The organism is Klebsiella sp. C239 (assembly GCF_048822715.1).
Classification (GTDB): domain Bacteria; phylum Pseudomonadota; class Gammaproteobacteria; order Enterobacterales; family Enterobacteriaceae; genus Klebsiella; species Klebsiella quasipneumoniae.
Genome location: NZ_JBMEZK010000006.1, coordinates 218982 through 238131 on the forward strand (window position 1 = coordinate 218982; position 19150 = coordinate 238131).

Genomic DNA, 19150 nt, shown 5'->3' on the forward strand with positions numbered 1-19150 from the left:
CCTGCAATAAGTTAAAGCCCTGACATGCGTGGCTGGCTGTGCACCGTGCCATCGCCAATATGGATACCCAACAGCGAAGATATTTTTTTAGCAATAATTTCAATATCGAAGGCCGCTGCCGAGGAGGCGTTAAAGTCCAGAATCGACTTCTGCGACGCATTGGCCTCCACCACGCTTTCATCACGATGGACAATGCCAAGCAGTCGTTCGCCCAGTTTTTCTTCCATCAGGCTGGTGACGTCCCGGCTGACCTGGCGACGGCTATCGCTTTGGTTAATGACGAAATAGTGCCCATGCTTGTGATTCAGCGCCGCGCCGGTCAGGCGCTGTTTTTCCACGTGCGCCAGGGTCGACATCGAGGCGGTATCCGCCAGCAGCGGGATCAGATGCAGGTCCGCCAGACCCGTCAGCGCCTTTAGCGCCGGCGAAGGCCCTGGCGGCATATCGGCGATGGTGATCAGCCCGGGATAATTCAGCAGCGCGGAGAGACCGCGCTGGAGAAAATGGTCGTTGTGAGTCAGTTGCTCATCAAACGCCTGACGCTGCGCTTCGCTCACTTCGCCATACGGCAGGACGAAAATATTGCTGCCGGCGCTCAGCACGCACTGGCTCCAGTCGTGCATTTCCAGCGCCTTCGCCACGTAGCCGCGCTCATCGTTCAGCGGCACGCCAAAATGCAAACGCAGGGCGTTCTGGACGTCAAAATCCAGCGCCAGAACTTTGCTGCCGGTCCGCGCCAGCGCATAGGCTAAATTGGCCGCCAGGGTCGTTTTCCCTACGCCACCTTTCGGTGAACAGACGCAAATCAACGGCATGTTGCGATCCTTTCCAGAAGTGATTTCAAAGGCTGGTCTTTATTTTTCGTCACCGGCTCTGCGCTTTTCGCCGCGAACAGGTGGGCATAGTTCTCGGCGGCAGGCGCGGGTCGGGGGGCCATTCTCGGCGGCGGAGCCATTGCCGGTTCAGGTGCCGGGATGGGAGGCGCAGGGGCCACCGCAGGCTCCTGCCTGACCGGCTCCGGCGCGGCTGCGGCGGTCTCCACGACCGACTGCGGGGCCGCTGGCGCGGCAGACGCAACAGGATCAGAGGCTGGCGCCGCTGCTACGGCCGCCTCTACCTGGCGGAACAGATCCGCAGGCACCGACTGCGGCAACGGCGCGGAGACCGAGCCTCCCAGCGCCAGGGAAGAGGGTTTCTCTGCGCCGGGATTCAGCTGATTGAGGATCGCCCAGTCTCCATGCTCCCGCGTGGCGGCTTGCGATGAAAGATCCTGAAATTTGAGGTTTTGCGTCCGCGTTTTTTCCTGAAAGCGCTGCAGATCATCATAATGGTTCATTGATAACCTCATGATTTTAAAAATTTCATATTAAGTTTGTTGTTATTTTCTGGGTATATTTAAAATATCGTGACGTCTCTGGTATGGCAGAAAAAGCGCCGGTGGAGACGTACCAATACACACGATTGACAGGGTTATAATAGTTTAGATTTTGATTTTCGGTGTGATTCCACGGCAGAAGTATCGCTACACTAACATTTCCCTTTGAGAAGAATAGCCCCATTTTTTAGGTATGCGTACATCCTCAAGCCCCGCAACCACCGCGCTTCCCATTCGTTTTTATATAAAGGTATTTCGCGATGATAGAATCATAGCGTCAGATAAGCGAAAGAATAAACCTGAACCATTTTAATTTCTCTTTAATTCTATAAAAATGGACTGAAAGTCTTATTTTTTCGGATAATCGACGAAGAATGCTCCGAGAGCGTGGCATTCACTGCGATAAAAGGCGATATCGTCGGATTTCATCTCCGGCGGGAGAGAAGCTCCCGGTCATCGGACCGGGAGCGTGCCATCAGGCGTGGGGCTTTTGCGGATTCTCATCCTGGTCGACGGCAAAGCAGGCCACCAGCTGGCCGCCGTAATCCTTCAGCTGCGGCTGAAGCTGGGTGCAAGGGCCGAAGCGCCGGCGGCAGCGCGCGTTGAAGGCGCAGCCCGGCGGCGGATTCAGCGGGCTCGGCAGCTCGCCGGTCAGCTTAATCCGCTCGCGACGGTCGTCCGGGTTCAGACGCGGCGTCGCCGACAACAGCGCCTGGGTGTATGGATGACGCGGATTGTTAAAGATCTGCTCCTTGGTGCCCTTCTCCACGCAGCGGCCGAGATACATCACCATCACTTCATCAGCGATATGCTCGACGACCGACAGGTCGTGGGAGATAAACACGTAGGACAGTCCTAAATCCTGCTGCAGATCCATCATCAGGTTCAGCACCTGAGCGCGTACCGAAACGTCCAGCGCGGAGACCGGCTCATCGGCAATCACCACGTCCGGATCGAGCATCAGCCCGCGGGCAATGGCGATACGCTGGCGCTGACCGCCGGAGAACATATGCGGATAGCGATCGTAATGCTCTGTTTTCAGGCCCACTTTCGCCATCATCGCCAGCGCTTTTTCGCGGCGCTGCTCTTTGCTCAGGCTGCTGTTAATCAGCAGCGGCTCTTCCAGAATCTGCCCCACTTTTTTACGCGGGTTCAGAGAACCGTAGGGGTTCTGGAACACAATCTGGATTTTTTGCCGCCGCAGCTTCTGCGCCTGCGGGTCGTGCTTAAGCAGGTCCTGCCCCTGATAATAGAGCTCGCCGCCGGTGGGAATTTCAATCATCGTCAGCAGACGACCGAGGGTCGATTTACCGCAGCCCGACTCCCCCACCACCGCCAGCGTTTTACCGCGCTCAAGGGTAAAGGAGACGCCGTCCAGCGCCTTCACCAGCCGTTCCGGGGCGAATAACCCCTTCTTCACCGGGTAGTGTTTTTTCAGATCAATGGCCTGCAACAGCGGTTGTGGCGTGGCGGCCTTTTGCGTACTCATAATCCAGGCCTCCCGGCATCATCGAGTGGGTAGTGACATTTAGACTGGCGGCCGCCAGTGAGATCTGCGAGCGCCGGCTCTTCGCTACGACATTTATCCGTAGCATAGGGGCAGCGCGGGTTCAGCAGGCAGCCGTTGGGACGGTCATATTTCCCCGGCACCACGCCCGGCAGCGACGCCAGACGCGCTTTATCCTGGGCGAACTCCGGCAGCGCGCGCAGCAGCGCCTGGGTGTATGGATGGCGCGGCGCGCGGAAAATATCCTTCGCATCGCCAGTCTCCACCACCTGACCGGCATACATAACGATAATTTTATGCGCGGCCTCGGCCACCAGCGCCAGGTCGTGGGTGATCAGCACCAGCGCCATATTCTCCTGCTGCTGCAGATCCAGCAGCAGCTCGATGATCTGCGCCTGAATGGTCACGTCCAGCGCGGTGGTCGGTTCATCGGCAATCAGCAGTTTTGGCCGACAGGCGATGGCCATCGCGATCATCACGCGCTGGCTCATCCCGCCGGAAAGCTGATGCGGATAAACGTCCAGCCGCGACGCCGGATCGGGAATGCCCACCAGGTTCAGCAGGTCGATGGCCCGCTGGCGGCGGGTTTGCTTATTGCCGCCCTGATGGACTTTAATCGCTTCCATAATCTGGTAGCCGACGGTATAGCACGGATTGAGGCTGGTCATCGGATCCTGGAAGATCATCGCCACCTCCGCCCCCACCAGCTGGCGCCGCTCTTTTTCAGAGATGCGCTGCAGATCGCGGCCGTTAAACTCCAGTTTGTCCGCCATCACCCGGCCGGGGTAATCAATCAGGCCCATAATCGCCAGCGAGCTGACGGATTTACCGGATCCAGACTCCCCGACGATGCCGACCACTTCGCCCTGCTTCACGCTATAGCTGATGCGGTCCACGGCGCGGAACGGCGCGTTTTCATCGCCGAAATGCACCGATAATTTATCTACATTCAATAACGCCATCTCGAACCTCTTACTGCTTCAGTTTGGGATCGAGCGCGTCACGCAGACCGTCACCCATCAGGTTAAATGCCAGCACCGTCAGCAGGATCGCCACGCCCGGGAAGGTCACCACCCACCAGGCGCTCTGTGCGAACTGCAATACGTCGGAGAGCATGGTGCCCCACTCCGGCGTCGGCGGCTGCGCGCCCATGCCGAGGAACCCCAGCGCGGCCATGTCGAGAATGGCGTTAGAGAAGCCCAGCGACGCCTGAACGATCAGCGGCGCGAGACAGTTAGGCAGAATATTGACGAACATCTGGCGCATCGCCCCGGCGCCCGCCACGCGGGAGGCGGTCACGTAGTCGCGGTTGACCTCCACCAGCACCGCCGCGCGCGTCAGACGCACATAGTGCGGGAGAGCCACAAAGGTGAGCGCCAGCGAGGCGTTGACGATGGAGGGCCCGAAGATAGCCACCAGCACCAGCGCCAGCAGCAGACTCGGCAGCGCCAGCATAATATCGACGACGCGCATGATGATCGAGTCCACCACCCCGCCGAAATAGCCCGCCACCAGACCGAGCACCACGCCGAGGATCAGCGACAGGACCACCACCAGGCAGCCCACCAACAGCGACAGGCGCGCGCCATACATCAGGCGAGACAGAATATCGCGGCCCACGTCGTCAGTGCCGAGCAGATGCGCCAGGCTGCCGCCCTCCTGCCAGAACGGGGGCGCCAGCAGCGAATCACGGAACTGATCCGCCGGGTTATACGGGGCGAGGAAGTTGGCGAACACGGCGATAATGATCATCACCGCCACGTACACCAGACCAACCACCGCCCCTTTATTGCGCTTGAAATAGTGCCAGAACTCCTGCAGCGGGGTCATGGGCACCGGTGCAGTGATAACTTTATTTTCAGTAACTTGTGACATGATGGCCCCTTACTTCTTATGCCGGATACGCGGGTTCACCACGCCGTACAGCAGGTCGACCAGCAGGTTGACGAGGATAATCATCGTCGCCACCAGCAGCACCCCGCCCTGCACCACCGGATAATCGCGACGCTGCAGCGCGTCGATCAGCCAGCGGCCTAAACCAGGCCATGAGAAAATGGTTTCCGTCAAGATGGCGCCCGCCAGCAGCGTGCCCACCTGCAGGCCAATCACCGTGACCACCGGCAGCATCGCGTTACGCAGCGCGTGGATCACAATCACCCGCATCCGGGTCAGGCCTTTGGCGCGCGCGGTACGGATGTAGTCTTCGCCGAGCACTTCCAGCATCGACGACCGGGTCATACGCACGATCACCGCCAGCGGAATGGTGCCCAGCACGATGGCGGGCAGGATCATATGCATTAAGGCGTCAATAAAGTCGCCCTGCTCGCCCCAGATGGCGGTGTCGATCAGCATAAAGCCGGTCAGCGGCAGGGTATCGTCAAGGAACACCGTATCGCTGATGCGCCCGGAGACCGGCGTCAGGTTCAGCTGTACCGAAACCAGCATAATCAACATCATGCCCCACCAGAATATAGGCATCGAGTAGCCGGTCAGCGCCAGGCCCACCGCGGTGTGGTCAAAGATGGAGCCGCGTTTTACCGCAGCCAGCACGCCCACCGGAATGCCGACGGCGACGGCGAAGATCATCGCGCAGACGCCCAGCTCAAGGGTGGCTTTAAAGCGCGGGACAAACTCCTGCCACACGGGAATGCGGCTTTTCAGCGAGATGCCTAAATCGCCGTGCAGCACGCCCCAGATATAGTGGGCATATTGCTGCCACAGCGGCTTATCAAGGCCCATTTCGGCCAGCAGCTGCGCGTGACGTTCGGGGGAAATACCACGTTCGCCCGCCATAATCATCACCGGATCGCCGGGGATCATATGGACGAAGGCAAAGGTGAGAAGGGTGATACCGATAAATGTCGGGATGACAAGTCCCAGACGTCGGAGAATAAACTGCAACATAACCCGGATTCTCTCTAGTGACGCCCCGCCTGGCGACAGGGCGTCTGTATTGCTCACAAAAGCATTCCCCGGAATAGCGGGAATACGCCCCCCACCTCTCCCACGCGGGGAGAGGGGGTCAGGCATCGTGCTTATTATTCGACAGAGACGTTATCGAAGTGGTGTTTACCCAGCGGATCCACCACATAGCCTTTGACTTCTTTACGCACTGGCTCGTAAACGGTGGAGTGAGCGATGATCAGCGCCGGAGCCTGGTCATGCATCACTACCTGAGCCTGTTTGTACAGTTCAATACGCTTGTTGTGGTCGTCGGTGGCGCGAGCCGGCTGAATCAGATCTTCAAACGGCTTATAGCACCAGCGCGAGTAGTTGGAGCCGTCTTTCGCCGCGGCGCAGCTGAACAGGGTCGCGAAGAAGTTATCCGGATCCCCGTTGTCGCCGGTCCAGCCCATCATGACGGTCTGGTGCTCGCCCGCTTTCGCGCGTTTCAGATACTCGCCCCACTCGTAGGTGACGATCTTGGCCTGGACGCCAATCTTGGCCCAGTCGGCCTGGATCATCTCCGCCATACGGCGGGCGTTCGGGTTATACGGACGCTGTACCGGCATCGCCCACAGGTCGATAGTGAAGCCTTTTTCCAGGCCCGCTTCTTTCAGCAGTTGCTTCGCCTTCTCCGGATCGTAGGTGTAGTCTTTGACGTCGTCGTTATAGCCCCACATGGTCGGCGGGATCAGGTTCTTCGCCGCCTGGCCTGCGCCCTGGTAAACCGCTTTGATGATCGCTTCTTTGTTAACCGCGTAGGTCAGCGCCTGACGAACTTTCACATCGTCCAGCGGTTTCTTCTCGGTGTTGAAGGAGAGATAACCGACGTTCAGACCCGGCTGTTCCAGCAGGGTAATGTTTTTATCTTCCTTCATGCGCGCGATGTCCGCCGGGTTAGGATACGGCATCACCTGGCACTCATTTTTCTGCAGCTTGGCGTAGCGCACGGAGGCATCCGGGGTGATGGAGAAGACCAGACGATCGATCTTCGGCTTGGTGCCCCAGTAGCCCGGGAAGGCTTTATACAGAATGCGGGAATCTTTCTGGTACTGCAGCAGCTGGAATGGACCGGTACCGATAGGATTGAGGTCTACTTTTTCCGGCGTGCCGGCTTTCAGCATGTTGTCGGCATACTCTTTAGAGAGAATGGAAGCGAAGTCCATGGCCAGGTCAGCGAGGAACGGCGCTTCCGGGCGGGTCAGGACGAACTGGACGGTTTTATCGTCCACTTTCTTCACTTCGCTAATCAGGTCTGGTAACCCCATCCCTTCAAAGTATTCATAGCTGCCGCCAGAAACTTTATGGTACGGGTTATTGGTATTCTTCTGTCGATCGAAGGAGAACACCACGTCATCGGCGTTCAGGTCACGGGTTGGTTTAAAGTCTTTATTATCCTGCCACTTCACGCCCTGACGCAGGTGGAAAGTATAGGTTTTTCCGTCCGCACTAACTTCCCATTTCTCAGCCAGTCCCGGAATAACTTCCGTCGTACCGGTTTTGAATTCGACCAGGCGGTTGTAGATGGGTACGGAACTGGCGTCATAGGTGGTGCCAGAGGTGAAGAGCTGTGGGTTAAAGCCTTCCGGCGAGCCTTCTGAACAATAAACCAGGGTTTTCGCTTGCACGCTGGCGGCGACGGTCATGGCGACCAGGCTCAGACCAAGCTTCAGCATCCCTGATTTCTTCAAGGAAATACTCATTATTCTGCTCCAAAACTGTGATGTTGTTTGCATATATCCGCCAGACCTTTATTTATTTTTATTCGTCATATTTCGAACCACGGATGCGTTGGCTGCGCTCGATTATCCCAGTCACATCGTTATCTATGTTCCTGGGGATTCGCAAACTTGCCGCCTTCCCGCAGCGCGAACTATTTAGAATATACCCGGTCCGGTCGGTGGTGCCCGAAGGCGTAGAGAGAGATGGGGATTCCTTTCGCAAAAACGACTGAGTTGCAGTACGGATTCTCCATGAAATGCCCCTCATGCCCTACAATCTGTCAACAGAATGGGGAAACGTCAATACAGCCAGCCGGGTTTTACATCCAGCGTGAGAAACGGCAGGCAAAGATTAAAAAAACTTCAAGACGCTATTTTCAGCAGAGAAATTTATGCTACAGGCGAATATGCAGAATAAAGACCTTATTAAGGTGCGACACCCAGTGGGAAACAATGCCAGCAAATGAGAAAAATTTCTTACTATGTGACCAATATGTGAGCGATTAATAGCGTGAACGTTAAAACGCACAGCGGAAAATGCTGCATTTAGCCATAAGCTTCGCGAAAAAAGATCTGTTCATCGATAAAAAAATGCAATGGAAGATGTCACAAAATAGCGAACAGCTGGCTGGAAATGGGGATAAAGACGTTTTTTGTGATTTTGATGGGGTTTTGGCCAGTAGCGCGCTGATGATGCCCGGCGGCGCTGCGCTTGCGCGGGCCTACGGAACACAAGTCGAACCTCCTGCCCCCGGAGGTTCTCATCCTCACTGGCCGCAGATGCAAAAAAGCCTGCTCATTGAGCAGGCTTTTCGAATTTGGTCGGTGATAGAGGATGACTCGCCACTACGTGGCTCGCCCTGCGGGCCGTTGCTGACGCAACGTTCTCTCGCTCTGCTCGAGTCGAACCTCCTGCCCCCGGAGGTTCTCATCCTCACTGGCCGCAGATGCAAAAAAGCCTGCTCATTGAGCAGGCTTTTTGAATTTGGTCGGTGATAGAGGATGACTCGCCACTTTGTGGCTCGCCCTGCGGGCCGTTGCTGACGCAACGTTCTCTCGCTCCGCTCGAGTCGAACCTCCTGCCCCCGGAGGTTCTCATCCTCACTGGCTACAGATGCAAAAAAGCCTGCTCATTGAGCAGGCTTTTTGAATTTGGTCGGTGATAGAGGATTCGAACCTCCGACCCCTTCGTCCCGAACGAAGTGCGCTACCAGGCTGCGCCAATCACCGAATGCGGGGCGCATCTTACTGCTGGGATGCACCCCCGTCAATGCCTTATTAGCAAAAAATCAATCAAGCGGCGAGAATCTCGCCACTATTGCTATTCCTTCGCCGCTTTCTTCGAAGCCGGCACGCGACACCAGTTGTTGTTCTCGTTGATCCCGCCATCCGGCGAGGTATAGCCGAGGCAGCCCATAATGGTGTCGTACAGCTCGACGTGGCGTCGCGGCACCTTCATCGCGGCCTGCTGCTGCAGATGGGCGAACGCGGCGGCATGATCGGGATTCTCCAGATATTTATCCGACATCCAGACCATCATCGGCACACGGAACTGTTCCGGCGGCGCCATCTTGCGCGGCGTACCGTGCAGATGTTCTCGCTCGTTAATCGACTCGCCATGGTCGGCGGCATAGAACACAATCGCTTTCTTATCCCGCAGCTGGTCGAGGACGCTGACGATAAAGTGATCGACATAGGTCACGCTGTTGTCGTAGGAGTTAATCAGCTCCGCTTTAGAACATTTGTTGTCGACGCCGACACACTCCGGCTTCCACTGGGCGAAGCTGCGCGGATAGCGTTGGGTATAGTTAAAGTGCGAGCCTTTAGTATGCAGGATGATCAGGTGCTTACCGGAGGCGTTGCCCTGCGCCATACCGCGCTTCATCTCATCCACCAGCAGCATATCGTCAACGCTCTTGCCGCGGTTACGCGGTTCGGCGCCAATCTGCTCGCGATAGGCGATATTGTTGGCCATCGTGTTGCTGTAGAACCACATCTCACTCTGCATGGCGTACAGATTGCCGCTGAAGCCCAGTTGATGCAGCACCGCAAAGACGTTCTGCTCTTTGAGGGTCCGCTGCGGATTATCCTCTGCCCCGCCCTGACGCACAAACATGCAGCGTAACGACAGCTTGGTGGCGGTATCGCACGAGTAGCCGCGGAAGGCGACCAGATTCTTCTCTTTCGCCAGCTCTGGCGTAGTGTTGCGGCTATAGCCGAGGATGCCCATATGATCCCAGCGGGTGGTTTCGCCAATGATAAACACCACGTAGGTGTCATCGAGCCCTTCCGGGGCGACGTAGGTAAATTTCTTCGCCGGGTTAATCAGCGATTTGTTGTCTGAGGATTCATCCACCTGCGCCCAGGCGTACAGCCCCAGCGCCGACAGCCAGTTCGATGGCAGGTAGGAGTTGGCGATCACCCCGCCGTAGCTCGGCATATCCACTTCAGAATGGCGCTCTACATCGTGTTGGCGCAGCTCAAGCAGGCGGATGGGGCCCCAGACGATGAGGCCGGCCAGCACCACGATCAGCACGTTTTTAACCCGCTGACCCGGGGTACGCAGTTGGCGCAGCAGCGTATGACGGCAACGGTTGCTCCAGATAAACAGCAGCGGCGGGGCGCTCACCGCCGCCAGCCAGAGGATCAGATGCCAGCCGATGACCTCTTTCGACAGGTCGATATCGGTGGTCATCACCGAGGCGATAATCCCGTAGCCAATCACCACGTTGAGGAACGTCATGTAATAACTGGCGGCGGCGGAAAACAGAACAATCAGCGTCGCCAGAATGCGCCAGATACGGCGGCCGAACAGCGACAGAAGACGTAACAGGAAGAAGGTGACAAAGACCGTGGCCACCAGTTCAACGACACCGGAAAGCCCTTTCCAGAAAGTGAACTCTTGAGCATAACCATCGAAACGCCGAAAAAAAACGGCGACGTTCATAAACCAGCCGATGTACAGCGCCAGCCAAAAACTAAGCTTCTGCTGCGTCATCGTTCTAATATATTTCATGCAAGCAAACCTGGAAAAAGAAGAATAAAACACCGCCTGACGCTGTGGCATGAGTCAGTAGGCTAATAGGGTGCGTTAGGGTTGGTTATCAGAAACCTCTACAAAGCGCGATAAGTAGACCACAGGGAACGGGAAAAGTATCAGGAGGGAATGTGATCCAGCCAAACATTTACAAAACATTTGGCTGGATTGGCACTATTTGCTTAGGGTATTAATCAGGGGCACGTTTCACGCTGCAGGTTTCAGGCGTGCGCCTCGCTATAGACACTGCCTTTCGGCTGACGAATGGTAGTGGAAAGCGCCAGCGAAATAATCAGCAGAGCGAAGATCACGCAGAAGGTGACGTAGAAGCCCCCGAACAGCGAAGCGATGAGGGAACCGCAGATGCTGCCGATACCAAAGCCCAGATAAATGACGCCATAGTTTTTCGCCAGGTTGTTCAGACCGAAGAATTCACTGACCAGCGACGGGAAGACGGTGATGGTTCCGCCGAAGTTAAAGGCGACGCAGGCAATCGCGGCGAAAAAGGTCATGGCATTCAGCGGAGCGAACAGCAGCGCGGCCATCCCCACCAGCGACACCACCTGACCGAGGGTGATCACGCGAATGCGGGAGATTTTATCGGACAGGATACCTAACACCAGGCGACCGCTAAGGTTAGCGATTGAGATAACCGTTACCGCATTAGCCGCCGTGGCGACATCCAGATGGACCATCCCCTGCGCGATATCTTTCGCCACGCCAATCACATACAGACCGCTCATGCAGGCCGTCAGGAACATCACCGCCAGCATCCAGTACTGCGGTTTACGCATCGATTCGGCGAGAGTAAAGTCGTTTTCCACGACGCCGTTGGCCGCGGTGGTCGCCGTATGATTTGGCGCATCTTTCATCAGGGTCGCGCCAAAGACGATCATCACCAGCACGATAGCGCCCCAGATGACGAAGGTTTTTTCCAGACCGACGGTGGCCAGCAGATGAGTATCAATGAATTTGAACCCCAGGCTGCCGAGACCATAGGAACCGATGGAGAAGGCGGAAATCAGCCCTTTGCGTTCCGGGAACCACTTCACGCAGTTCGACAGGGTCAGCAGATAACCGGCGCCGTCCGCCAGCCCCACCAGCACGCCCGCGCTCAGCCACAGCATCATCAGGCTGTTGGAGTGCGCGGTCAGGAAGAAGCCCAGTCCGAGCAGGATCCCGGAGGCCATGGTGACGCGCTTCACGCCGAAACGCTCCTGCAGCTTGCCGGCGACCGACGAGGAGAGCGCCAGCCCGAGGCTCAGCAGGCCAAAGGAGAAGGCGACCTGGCTGACCGGTTCGCCCAGTTTGTCAGACAGTGAACTGTTAAACAGGCTCCAGGTATAAACCGAACCGAGAGCGAATTGGGTGATGATGGTGCCGATAAGCGTAAGCCAGCGGGTCGATTGACGGTTTGCAGCGTTCATAGCAGTTGTCCTGATAAATTAACTGCCGCCACAATAGCGAAGGCCCCTCATCCAGTGGGGGAAAAAGGCATGAACTGCCATCAGCAGGGAATGAAATGCATTAATGGCGGAATGAATGGCATTGCATGACATTCATTCCGCGAATATCAGCAAAAAAGTTAGTGTGCGCTATCTCACAGAAATGCGCCATTACTGAGATTTAACAATAACCGCATCGTTTCAAACGCGTAACAATCCCCGCTCAAAAGTTGGCGCTGACCCCCATCAGATAGAGCGTATTTTCCCCCGACGGGACATTATCCGCCTGCGACAGGGTGGCCCATGCCGCCACATGCGATCCCAGCGGCATATCGGCGCCCAGGGTGACATCACTCCAGCCGCCCTCTCTGGCGCGAGTGGTCGGCGACCAGGCATCGCTGGCGAGCGACTGGTTATAGCTCACCTGAGCCCAGGGGTGCACGCCCCACAGCGACTGATAATCCATACGCCAGCCGAGCGTGTTGACATATCCCGTCTCGCCAACGCTTTTCGTCGCCGGCGCGCTGTAGTCGCTGCGCAGACTGGCCACCGGCCCGGAGGTCATGCCGTTTGCCAGCAGATAATTCCAGCCGACGCTCATCCCCCGGCTGCTGTCCGGCGGCGCCAGCCCCTGGTTTAACGCCAGTCCGCCCGGCGTTTCAGACGACTTCATCCGCTCGGCGAGGATATCTTCATAGCGTGGTTGGTGATCGCTATCCCATGTATAACGTTCCGACGTATTACTTTTTGTATCGATAGCGATATATTCCTGTTGCCAGGCATTCGCTCCAGAGACACACGATACCCAGACGGATACGCACACCGGGAACAAGAACCCCCGGAGGCCATTGCATTTCTTTATTATCATTAATGCGACTCCAGAAAAGAGCCGAATCGGCATTATTGCTGTGTTTTTTTGGGGATACGATTTCCCTGTATTAACTATTATCTTTATCTTTCAGTCGTCAAGCCGGGGCGTCCACTTTTTTAGCGCAGAGGGAGAAATAGCTATGCAGCGTTGCGGATGGGTGAGTCAGGATCCGTTATATATCGAGTATCACGATACCGAATGGGGTGTCGCGCAAAAAGCGTCCCAGCGGCTGTTTGAAATGATCTGCCTTGAAGGCCAGCAAGCCGGGTTGTCGTGGATCACGGTGTTAAAAAAACGGCAGAACTATCGCCAGGCTTTTCACCAGTTCGATCCGGTGCGCGTGGCGGCGATGGGGGACGATGATGTCGAGCGGCTGCTGCAGGATGCCGGGATTATCCGCCATCGGGGAAAAATCCAGGCCATTATCGGCAACGCCCGGGCGTATCTGGCGATGGAGGAAAATGGCGAGTCGTTCACTGATTTTGTCTGGTCTTTCGTCGACAATGCGCCGCAGGTCACCCGCGCGGCGACGCTGGCGGAGATCCCGACCACGACGCCGGCCTCTGATGCGCTGTCTAAAGCGTTGAAAAAACGCGGCTTTAAGTTTGTCGGTTCGACGATCTGTTACTCTTTTATGCAGGCCTGCGGGCTGGTCAACGACCATGTCACCGGCTGCTTCTGTCACCCGGGAGGTCAGGATGATCCGCAAGTGGGTCGCTAAAGATAATACACCGCTGCTGGCCCTGTGGCTGGATAGTACGATCCATGCCCATCCCTTTATCAGCGAAAGCTACTGGCGCGACAGCGTCGCGGTGGTACGGGACGTCTATCTTCCCGCCGCCAGCACCTGGGTCTGGGAGCGCGACGGAGAGCTAAAAGGCTTTGTCAGCGTGCTGGAGTCCCGCTTCGTCGGCGCGCTGTTCGTCGCGCCGGACGCCATCCGCCAGGGCATTGGCCGGGCGCTGCTGGATGAAGTCAAGCAGCACTACGCCTGGCTTAGCCTTGAGGTTTATCAGAAAAACGAATCAGCGGTCAGTTTCTACCATGCGCAAGGCTTCCGCATTGAAGATTGCGCATGGCAGGACGATACTCAGCACCCCACCTGGATTATGCGCTGGCCGGCGGATCAAATGCTGTAAGCGGCAGCGCCGGGCCGGTATATTTCTCCAGCCACGCCAGGGCGGTGTTCCCGGCACAGCCGTTGCCCAGCCGGGATGTCGGGATATCTTTGGTTAAGACGTTCACCGCCCCGTTTTTGCAGATGCCCGCCACCGGATCCAGGTCGGGCCACGCCCCTTCATGCAGGCATATCACCCCCGGGCGGATCCCCTCCGTCACCACCGCGCCGGCCAGCACCTGACCGCGGGCGTTCCACACCCGCACCAGATCGCCATCGGCAATCCCCCGCGCCCGGGCATCCTGCGGATGAATAGTCAACGGTTCGCGTCCGGCGACGGCATAGCGTTCGCGCAGCGCGGAGTAGTTCAGTTGACTGTGCAGACGGTGTGCCGGATGGGCCGACAGCAGCTGCAGCTGCCCCGCCTCGGCGTTGCCATGCCACTCGTCGGGCTCCAGCCACATCGGGTGCGGCGGGCAGTCGGCGTAGCCAAAGGCGGCGATGGTCGGCGAGTGGATCTCAATTTTACCGCTCGCCGTTTTCAGCGGGTTGGCCAGGGGATCGTCGCGGAAGGCGGCGAAGCGGATGAAACGGGCATTCTCCGGCGCCTCCGGCATCTCAATCAGCTGGTTAGCCTGCCAGAATTCGGCAAACGGCGGCAGCGTCACCTGCTGCTGGGCGCCGCGCCGGGCGGCCATCTGATAGAAGGTCTCCAGCCACTGCAGATCGCTCTTCCCTTCGGTAAAGCGCTCGCGGCCGCCCGCCTCCCAACGTTCGCTGAGGTCGGCAAAGACCGCGAAATCATCGCGCGCTTCACCCCGCGGGGCGACCACCTGCTTCATCGGCACCAGATGCTGATTGCTGTAGTCCCCGGTCATCGTCAGATCGTTGCGCTCAAACGAGGTGGTCGCCGGCAGAACGATATCGGCATGACGCGCGGCGGCGGTCCAGAAGCATTCGGAGATGACGATAAGCTCTGGTTTCTGCCAGGCCTGAATCAGGCGATTGGTATCCTGGTGATGAGTAAAGTTGGCGCCGCCGGCCCACCAGATAAAGCGAATATCGGGGAAGCGCCGCGCCATGCCGTTGTGCTGATACTCCGCACCCGGTTTCTCCAGCGCCTCGACAATCCGCGCGACCGGGATCTTCTCCACGGCGTCCACGCCACTGGCCACGCTCCCCTGCATCGAGCCCAGCACCGCCGCGCGGCGGGTCGGGTTGCCGCCGTTGGCGAAATGGTAGGAAAGCCCAAACCCGCCCCCCGGGGTGCCAATCTGCCCCAGCATCGCGGCCAGGGTGACCAACATCCAGTGTTTCTGCTCGCCATACTGCTGGCGCTGCATGCCCCAGCCAGACATCAGCATGGTGGTGTTTTCGTGGAAAAGTTTCGCCAGTTCGCGGATCTTATCAGCTGAGACGCCGCAAATAGCCGCCGCCCAGTCGGCGGTTTTCGCCACGCCGTCGCTTTCGCCGGTCAGATAGCGGGCAAAAATCTCGTAGCCGCTGGCGCAGCGGGCAAGAAACTCGTCGTCCTGCCAGCCATTCTCCACCAGCGTATGGGCGATACCCAGCATCAACGCGACGTCGGTGCCCATATGCGGCGCGATCCACTCCATCGAATCGCCAAAGAAATCGACCGTTTCCGATCGCATCGGATCGATGCAGATCAAGCGTTTACCGCTCTGACGCAGCCGGTCGAACCACGGGATACCCTGCTCGTCGGAGGCGTTCCAGGCAATTTTCAGCGTGTTCAGCGGGTTGGCGCTCCACAGCACCACTACCTCGCTGTGCTCCAGCACCAGCGGCCAGCTGGTCTGCTGCTGATACACCTCATTGCCGCCCACGACGTAAGGCATGATCGCCTGCGCCGCGCCGGTGGAGTAATCCCCGAGATGGCCGGTGTAGCCGCCCGCCAGGCTCATATAGCGCTGCAGCAGGGTGGCCGCCTTATGCAGGACGCCGTTAGAACGCCAGCCGTAGGAGCCGGCAAAAATGGAGGCCGGTCCGTAGCTTTCGCGGATCCGACGATGCTGGGCATCGATCAGATCCAGCGCCTGCTCCCAGCTCACCCGCACAAATTCATCCTGACCGCGGACCCCCTGGGGCTTGTCCGGAGAGGCGAGAAAGCCTTTGCGCACCATCGGGTAGCGCACGCGGGTTTTGCTGTGCACCTGGTCGCGCACCGCCGTTTGCAGCGAATTGGCAAACGGCGTCGCCAGCGCGCCGCGGGAGGAGAGGACGTTTTCCCCGTCCGTTTCCACCAGCATCGGTCCCCAGTGGGCGGCGGTTAAAATGGTTTTGGTTGCAGATGAGGTTGGCAAAGGCGGCTCCTGGTCAGCGAAGGCAGGTGTGGTGACGGCGCGAATCGGCGCCGTTCAATGTTATTTACAAAATGAGATGGTATGCGGGGAATTTTCTACGTATTCGCGCGTCATAATCAACCGTCACGTTCGCTGTGGCAAAGAATAAAAAGGATTAAGGACATTAAATGAAAAAACGCGTACTTATGATTGCGGCTCTGGTCAGCGGCACCCTGGCCGTTTCCGGCTGCACCACCAACCCCTATACCGGTGAGCGTGAAGCAGGCAAATCCGGTATTGGCGCAGGTATTGGCTCCTTAGTGGGCGCTGGCGTCGGCGCGCTTTCCTCCTCCAAACACGACCGCGGCAAAGGCGCGCTGATTGGCGCAGCGGCAGGCGCGGCGCTGGGCGGCGGCATTGGCTACTACATGGACGTGCAGGAAGCGAAGCTGCGCGACAAAATGCAGGGAACCGGGGTCAGCGTGACGCGAAATGGTGACAACATCGTGCTGAACATGCCGAATAACGTCACTTTCGACAGCAACAGCGCCAACCTGAAACCGGCCGGCGCCAACACCCTGACCGGCGTGGCCATGGTGCTGAAAGAGTATGAGAAAACCGCCGTTAACGTCGTCGGCTACACCGACAGCACCGGCAGTAAGGACCTGAATATGCGTCTGTCGCAGCAGCGTGCTGACAGCGTCGCCAGCGCGCTGATCACCCAGGGCGTGGCGGCCAACCGCATTCGCACCACCGGCATGGGCCCGGCGAACCCCATCGCCAGCAACAGCACGGCGGAAGGCAAGGCGCAGAACCGTCGCGTGGAAATCACCCTCAGCCCGCTGCAATAAGCGCATCCTCATGTTGCCCGGCCGCGCCTCTGCCGGGCAAAATGCTTGATATCGCTATTTTTCGCGCTAAGGTGTTGGCAGATTTTCAGCAAAGGAAGCCACCATGGCGAAAGCGGCGCGTGCAACCATTAGCGATGTGGCGAAAGCCGCAAAGACCGGCAAAACCAGCATTTCACGGTATCTTAACGGCGAGAAGCATCTGCTTTCCGACGATCTGTTATCACGTATTGAACAAGCCATTGCCGAACTCGACTACCGCCCCAGCCTGATGGCCCGCGGCCTCAAGCACGGCCGAACCCGCCTCATCGGCCTGATCATCGCCGATATCACCAACCCCTATTCGGTCAACGTCATGAGCGGCATTGAAGCGGCTTGCCGGGAAAAGGGCTTCACTCTGCTGGTGTGTAACACCAATAACGAGCTGGATCAGGAGCTGCACTACCTCGACCTGCTGCGCAGCTACCAGGTGGAAGGCATCGTCGTCAACGCGGTCGGCATGCGGGAGGATGGCCTGAACCGGCTGCAGCAGTCGGCCCTGCCGATGGTGCTGATTGACCGTAAAATCCCCGATTTCGCCTGCGATGTGGTCGGGCTTGATAACGCCCAGGCCGCCACCACCGCCACCGAACACCTGGTGGAGAAAGGCTTTGAGGCCATCCTGTTTCTTAGCGAACCGCTGGGGTCGGTCAATACCCGCCGCGAGCGCCTGAGCGCCTTCCGCGCCACGCTCACCCGCCACCACGGCGTGGTGGCCGAAAACGCCGAAGTGCAGCTCAACGACGGCGCGATGATGGACAACGTCCTGCGCCAGTTCCACGCCCGCCACCGCGGGATGCGCAAAGCGGTGATCTCCGCCAACGGCGCGCTGACGCTGCAGGTAGCCCGCGCCCTGAAGCGCGTCGGCCTGATCTGGGGCAGCGATATCGGCCTGCTGGGCTTCGACGAACTGGAGTGGGCGGAGCTGGCTGGCGTCGGCATCACCACCCTCAAACAGCCGACGTGGCAGATCGGCTACGCGGCGGTGGAACAGGTGATTCGGCGCATTGCTGGCAGTAACGACCCCATCTGCGAGCGGGTCTTCTCCGGCGAGCTTATCGTCCGCGGATCAACTTCCCGTTAACGATCCTTCGTGATGCCGATCATAAATTAAACATCTCGCCCTTTCTTATGGAACCGATACCATCTAGCGTAATAAGGAGATTAAGCAACAAACGCCGGGAGTAAGAGCGCGATGGCCAGAAAAATTATTGTCGTTACCGCTGCGTATGGTAATGACCATGTTAAATCCTTAGGCGGCCAGGCCGCCGTCCTGCCGTTTATCGCCGACGCCGGCGCGGACGGCGTCGAAATCCGCCGCGAGCTGTTCAGCGCCGAAGAGCTCAACGCCCTGCCGACGCTGGCCGCCACCATTGAGCGCCACGGCCTGCTGGCCTGCTACTCCGCGCCCCAGGCGCTGTTCGCCGACAACGGCGAGCTTAACCCGCATCTCCCGACGCTGCTCGCGGAAGCGCAGACTCTTAACGCCCTGTGGCTGAAGCTCTCCCTTGGCCATTTCCGCCACAACCAGCAGCTCGACGAACTGCGCGATATCCTCAGCGACAGCGGCATGGCGCTGGTGGTGGAGAATGACCAGACCGACTGCGGCCAGCTGGCGCCGATGCAGCGCTTCAAAGCCGCCTGTCGGGTCCATCAGCTGCCGATCACCTTAACGTTTGATATGGGCAACTGGCTGTGGGTCGGCGATTCGCCGGAAGAGGCCGCCCGCCATCTTGCGCCGGCGGTCAGCTATATTCATGTAAAAGCGGCGGAGCCTCATCAGGAGAAATTCCGCGCTGTGCCGCCGGATCAGGCCGCCGACCGCTGGCTGGCCCTGCTCGATAATCTTCCCGCCGACGCGCCGCGTGGAATCGAGTTTCCGCTGACTGGCCATGACCTGACGGCCGTGACCCGCCGCTACGTCAACCTGTTACGCGAGGAATAAGC

Annotated in this window: 15 protein-coding genes, 1 tRNA gene, 2 other RNA genes and 2 pseudogenes; 5 read left to right on the forward strand and 15 right to left on the reverse strand. The window is 58.3% G+C overall.

The features are described 5' to 3' along the window. Window positions 1-11 precede the first annotated feature (11 nt). The 14 genes and pseudogenes from ACOI6Z_RS17625 to ACOI6Z_RS17690 form a co-directional block, all read right to left on the reverse strand. Window positions 12-804: pseudogene (locus tag ACOI6Z_RS17625) on the reverse strand (cellulose synthase operon protein YhjQ/BcsQ). Window position 805: 1 nt separating this feature from the next. Next, window positions 806-1336, reverse strand: coding sequence for a cellulose biosynthesis protein BcsO (locus ACOI6Z_RS17630; RefSeq protein ID WP_044525014.1), 531 nt, complete (start codon window positions 1334-1336; stop codon window positions 806-808). Between the two features lie 316 nt (window positions 1337-1652). Next, window positions 1653-1832: pseudogene (locus ACOI6Z_RS17635) on the reverse strand (hypothetical protein). Window positions 1833-1850: 18 nt separating this feature from the next. Beyond that, on the reverse strand, window positions 1851-2864 hold the full coding sequence (gene dppF, locus ACOI6Z_RS17640; RefSeq protein WP_023291307.1) for a dipeptide ABC transporter ATP-binding subunit DppF: 1014 nt from the start codon (window positions 2862-2864) through the stop codon (window positions 1851-1853). Next, on the reverse strand, window positions 2861-3844 hold the full coding sequence (dppD, locus tag ACOI6Z_RS17645) for a dipeptide ABC transporter ATP-binding protein (protein ID WP_023291308.1): 984 nt from the start codon (window positions 3842-3844) through the stop codon (window positions 2861-2863). Before dppD ends, dppF begins: the two co-directional genes overlap by 4 nt. Window positions 3845-3854: 10 nt before the next feature. Beyond that, on the reverse strand, window positions 3855-4757 hold the full coding sequence (gene dppC, locus ACOI6Z_RS17650) for a dipeptide ABC transporter permease DppC (protein WP_044525015.1): 903 nt from the start codon (window positions 4755-4757) through the stop codon (window positions 3855-3857). A 9-nt stretch (window positions 4758-4766) separates the two neighbouring features. Next, a complete protein-coding gene (gene dppB / locus ACOI6Z_RS17655) occupies window positions 4767-5786 on the reverse strand; it encodes a dipeptide ABC transporter permease DppB (protein ID WP_002921786.1) in 1020 nt (339 codons plus the stop codon). A 134-nt stretch (window positions 5787-5920) separates the two neighbouring features. Continuing rightward, window positions 5921-7528, reverse strand: a complete 1608-nt coding sequence (gene dppA, locus ACOI6Z_RS17660; protein WP_032454329.1) for a dipeptide ABC transporter periplasmic-binding protein DppA — start codon at window positions 7526-7528, stop codon at window positions 5921-5923. An 837-nt stretch (window positions 7529-8365) separates the two neighbouring features. Continuing rightward, a non-coding RNA gene (locus ACOI6Z_RS17665) (RtT sRNA) lies at window positions 8366-8498 on the reverse strand. A gap of 34 nt (window positions 8499-8532) precedes the next feature. Further along, a non-coding RNA gene (locus tag ACOI6Z_RS17670) (RtT sRNA) lies at window positions 8533-8665 on the reverse strand. Window positions 8666-8699: 34 nt separating this feature from the next. After that, window positions 8700-8776 (reverse strand) — tRNA-Pro (locus ACOI6Z_RS17675). A 91-nt stretch (window positions 8777-8867) separates the two neighbouring features. Continuing rightward, complete coding sequence (gene eptB / locus ACOI6Z_RS17680; RefSeq protein WP_023291311.1) at window positions 8868-10562, reverse strand: kdo(2)-lipid A phosphoethanolamine 7''-transferase; 1695 nt, start codon at window positions 10560-10562, stop codon at window positions 8868-8870. Between the two features lie 242 nt (window positions 10563-10804). Beyond that, window positions 10805-12010: an MFS transporter gene (locus ACOI6Z_RS17685; RefSeq protein ID WP_023291312.1), complete on the reverse strand. Its 1206-nt coding sequence runs from the start codon at window positions 12008-12010 to the stop codon at window positions 10805-10807. A 241-nt stretch (window positions 12011-12251) separates the two neighbouring features. Beyond that, entirely contained in the window at window positions 12252-12896 is a 645-nt protein-coding gene (locus ACOI6Z_RS17690; protein WP_023291313.1) for a lipase, read from the reverse strand. A gap of 142 nt (window positions 12897-13038) precedes the next feature. On the opposite strand from ACOI6Z_RS17690, the gene tag reads away from it, so the two are divergent. Further along, window positions 13039-13620, forward strand: coding sequence for a DNA-3-methyladenine glycosylase I (gene tag, locus ACOI6Z_RS17695; RefSeq protein WP_044525019.1), 582 nt, complete (start codon window positions 13039-13041; stop codon window positions 13618-13620). Then, window positions 13598-14038, forward strand: a complete 441-nt coding sequence (locus tag ACOI6Z_RS17700; protein ID WP_032454332.1) for an N-acetyltransferase — start codon at window positions 13598-13600, stop codon at window positions 14036-14038. Before tag ends, ACOI6Z_RS17700 begins: the two co-directional genes overlap by 23 nt. Here the strand turns inward: ACOI6Z_RS17700 and ACOI6Z_RS17705 are convergent. Continuing rightward, window positions 14007-16337, reverse strand: a complete 2331-nt coding sequence (locus ACOI6Z_RS17705) for a molybdopterin guanine dinucleotide-containing S/N-oxide reductase (RefSeq protein WP_065812606.1) — start codon at window positions 16335-16337, stop codon at window positions 14007-14009. The two genes, ACOI6Z_RS17700 and ACOI6Z_RS17705, sit on opposite strands and share 32 nt — an antisense overlap. Window positions 16338-16504: 167 nt before the next feature. Here ACOI6Z_RS17705 and ACOI6Z_RS17710 point away from each other — a divergent pair, with 167 nt between their 5' ends. From ACOI6Z_RS17710 to ACOI6Z_RS17720, 3 genes are all read left to right on the forward strand, one after another. Next, on the forward strand, window positions 16505-17167 hold the full coding sequence (locus ACOI6Z_RS17710; protein ID WP_023291317.1) for an OmpA family lipoprotein: 663 nt from the start codon (window positions 16505-16507) through the stop codon (window positions 17165-17167). Window positions 17168-17270: 103 nt separating this feature from the next. After that, complete coding sequence (locus ACOI6Z_RS17715; RefSeq protein ID WP_023291318.1) at window positions 17271-18287, forward strand: LacI family DNA-binding transcriptional regulator; 1017 nt, start codon at window positions 17271-17273, stop codon at window positions 18285-18287. A 111-nt stretch (window positions 18288-18398) separates the two neighbouring features. Continuing rightward, on the forward strand, window positions 18399-19148 hold the full coding sequence (locus tag ACOI6Z_RS17720; RefSeq protein WP_049013063.1) for a sugar phosphate isomerase/epimerase family protein: 750 nt from the start codon (window positions 18399-18401) through the stop codon (window positions 19146-19148). Window positions 19149-19150: the final 2 nt, after the last annotated feature.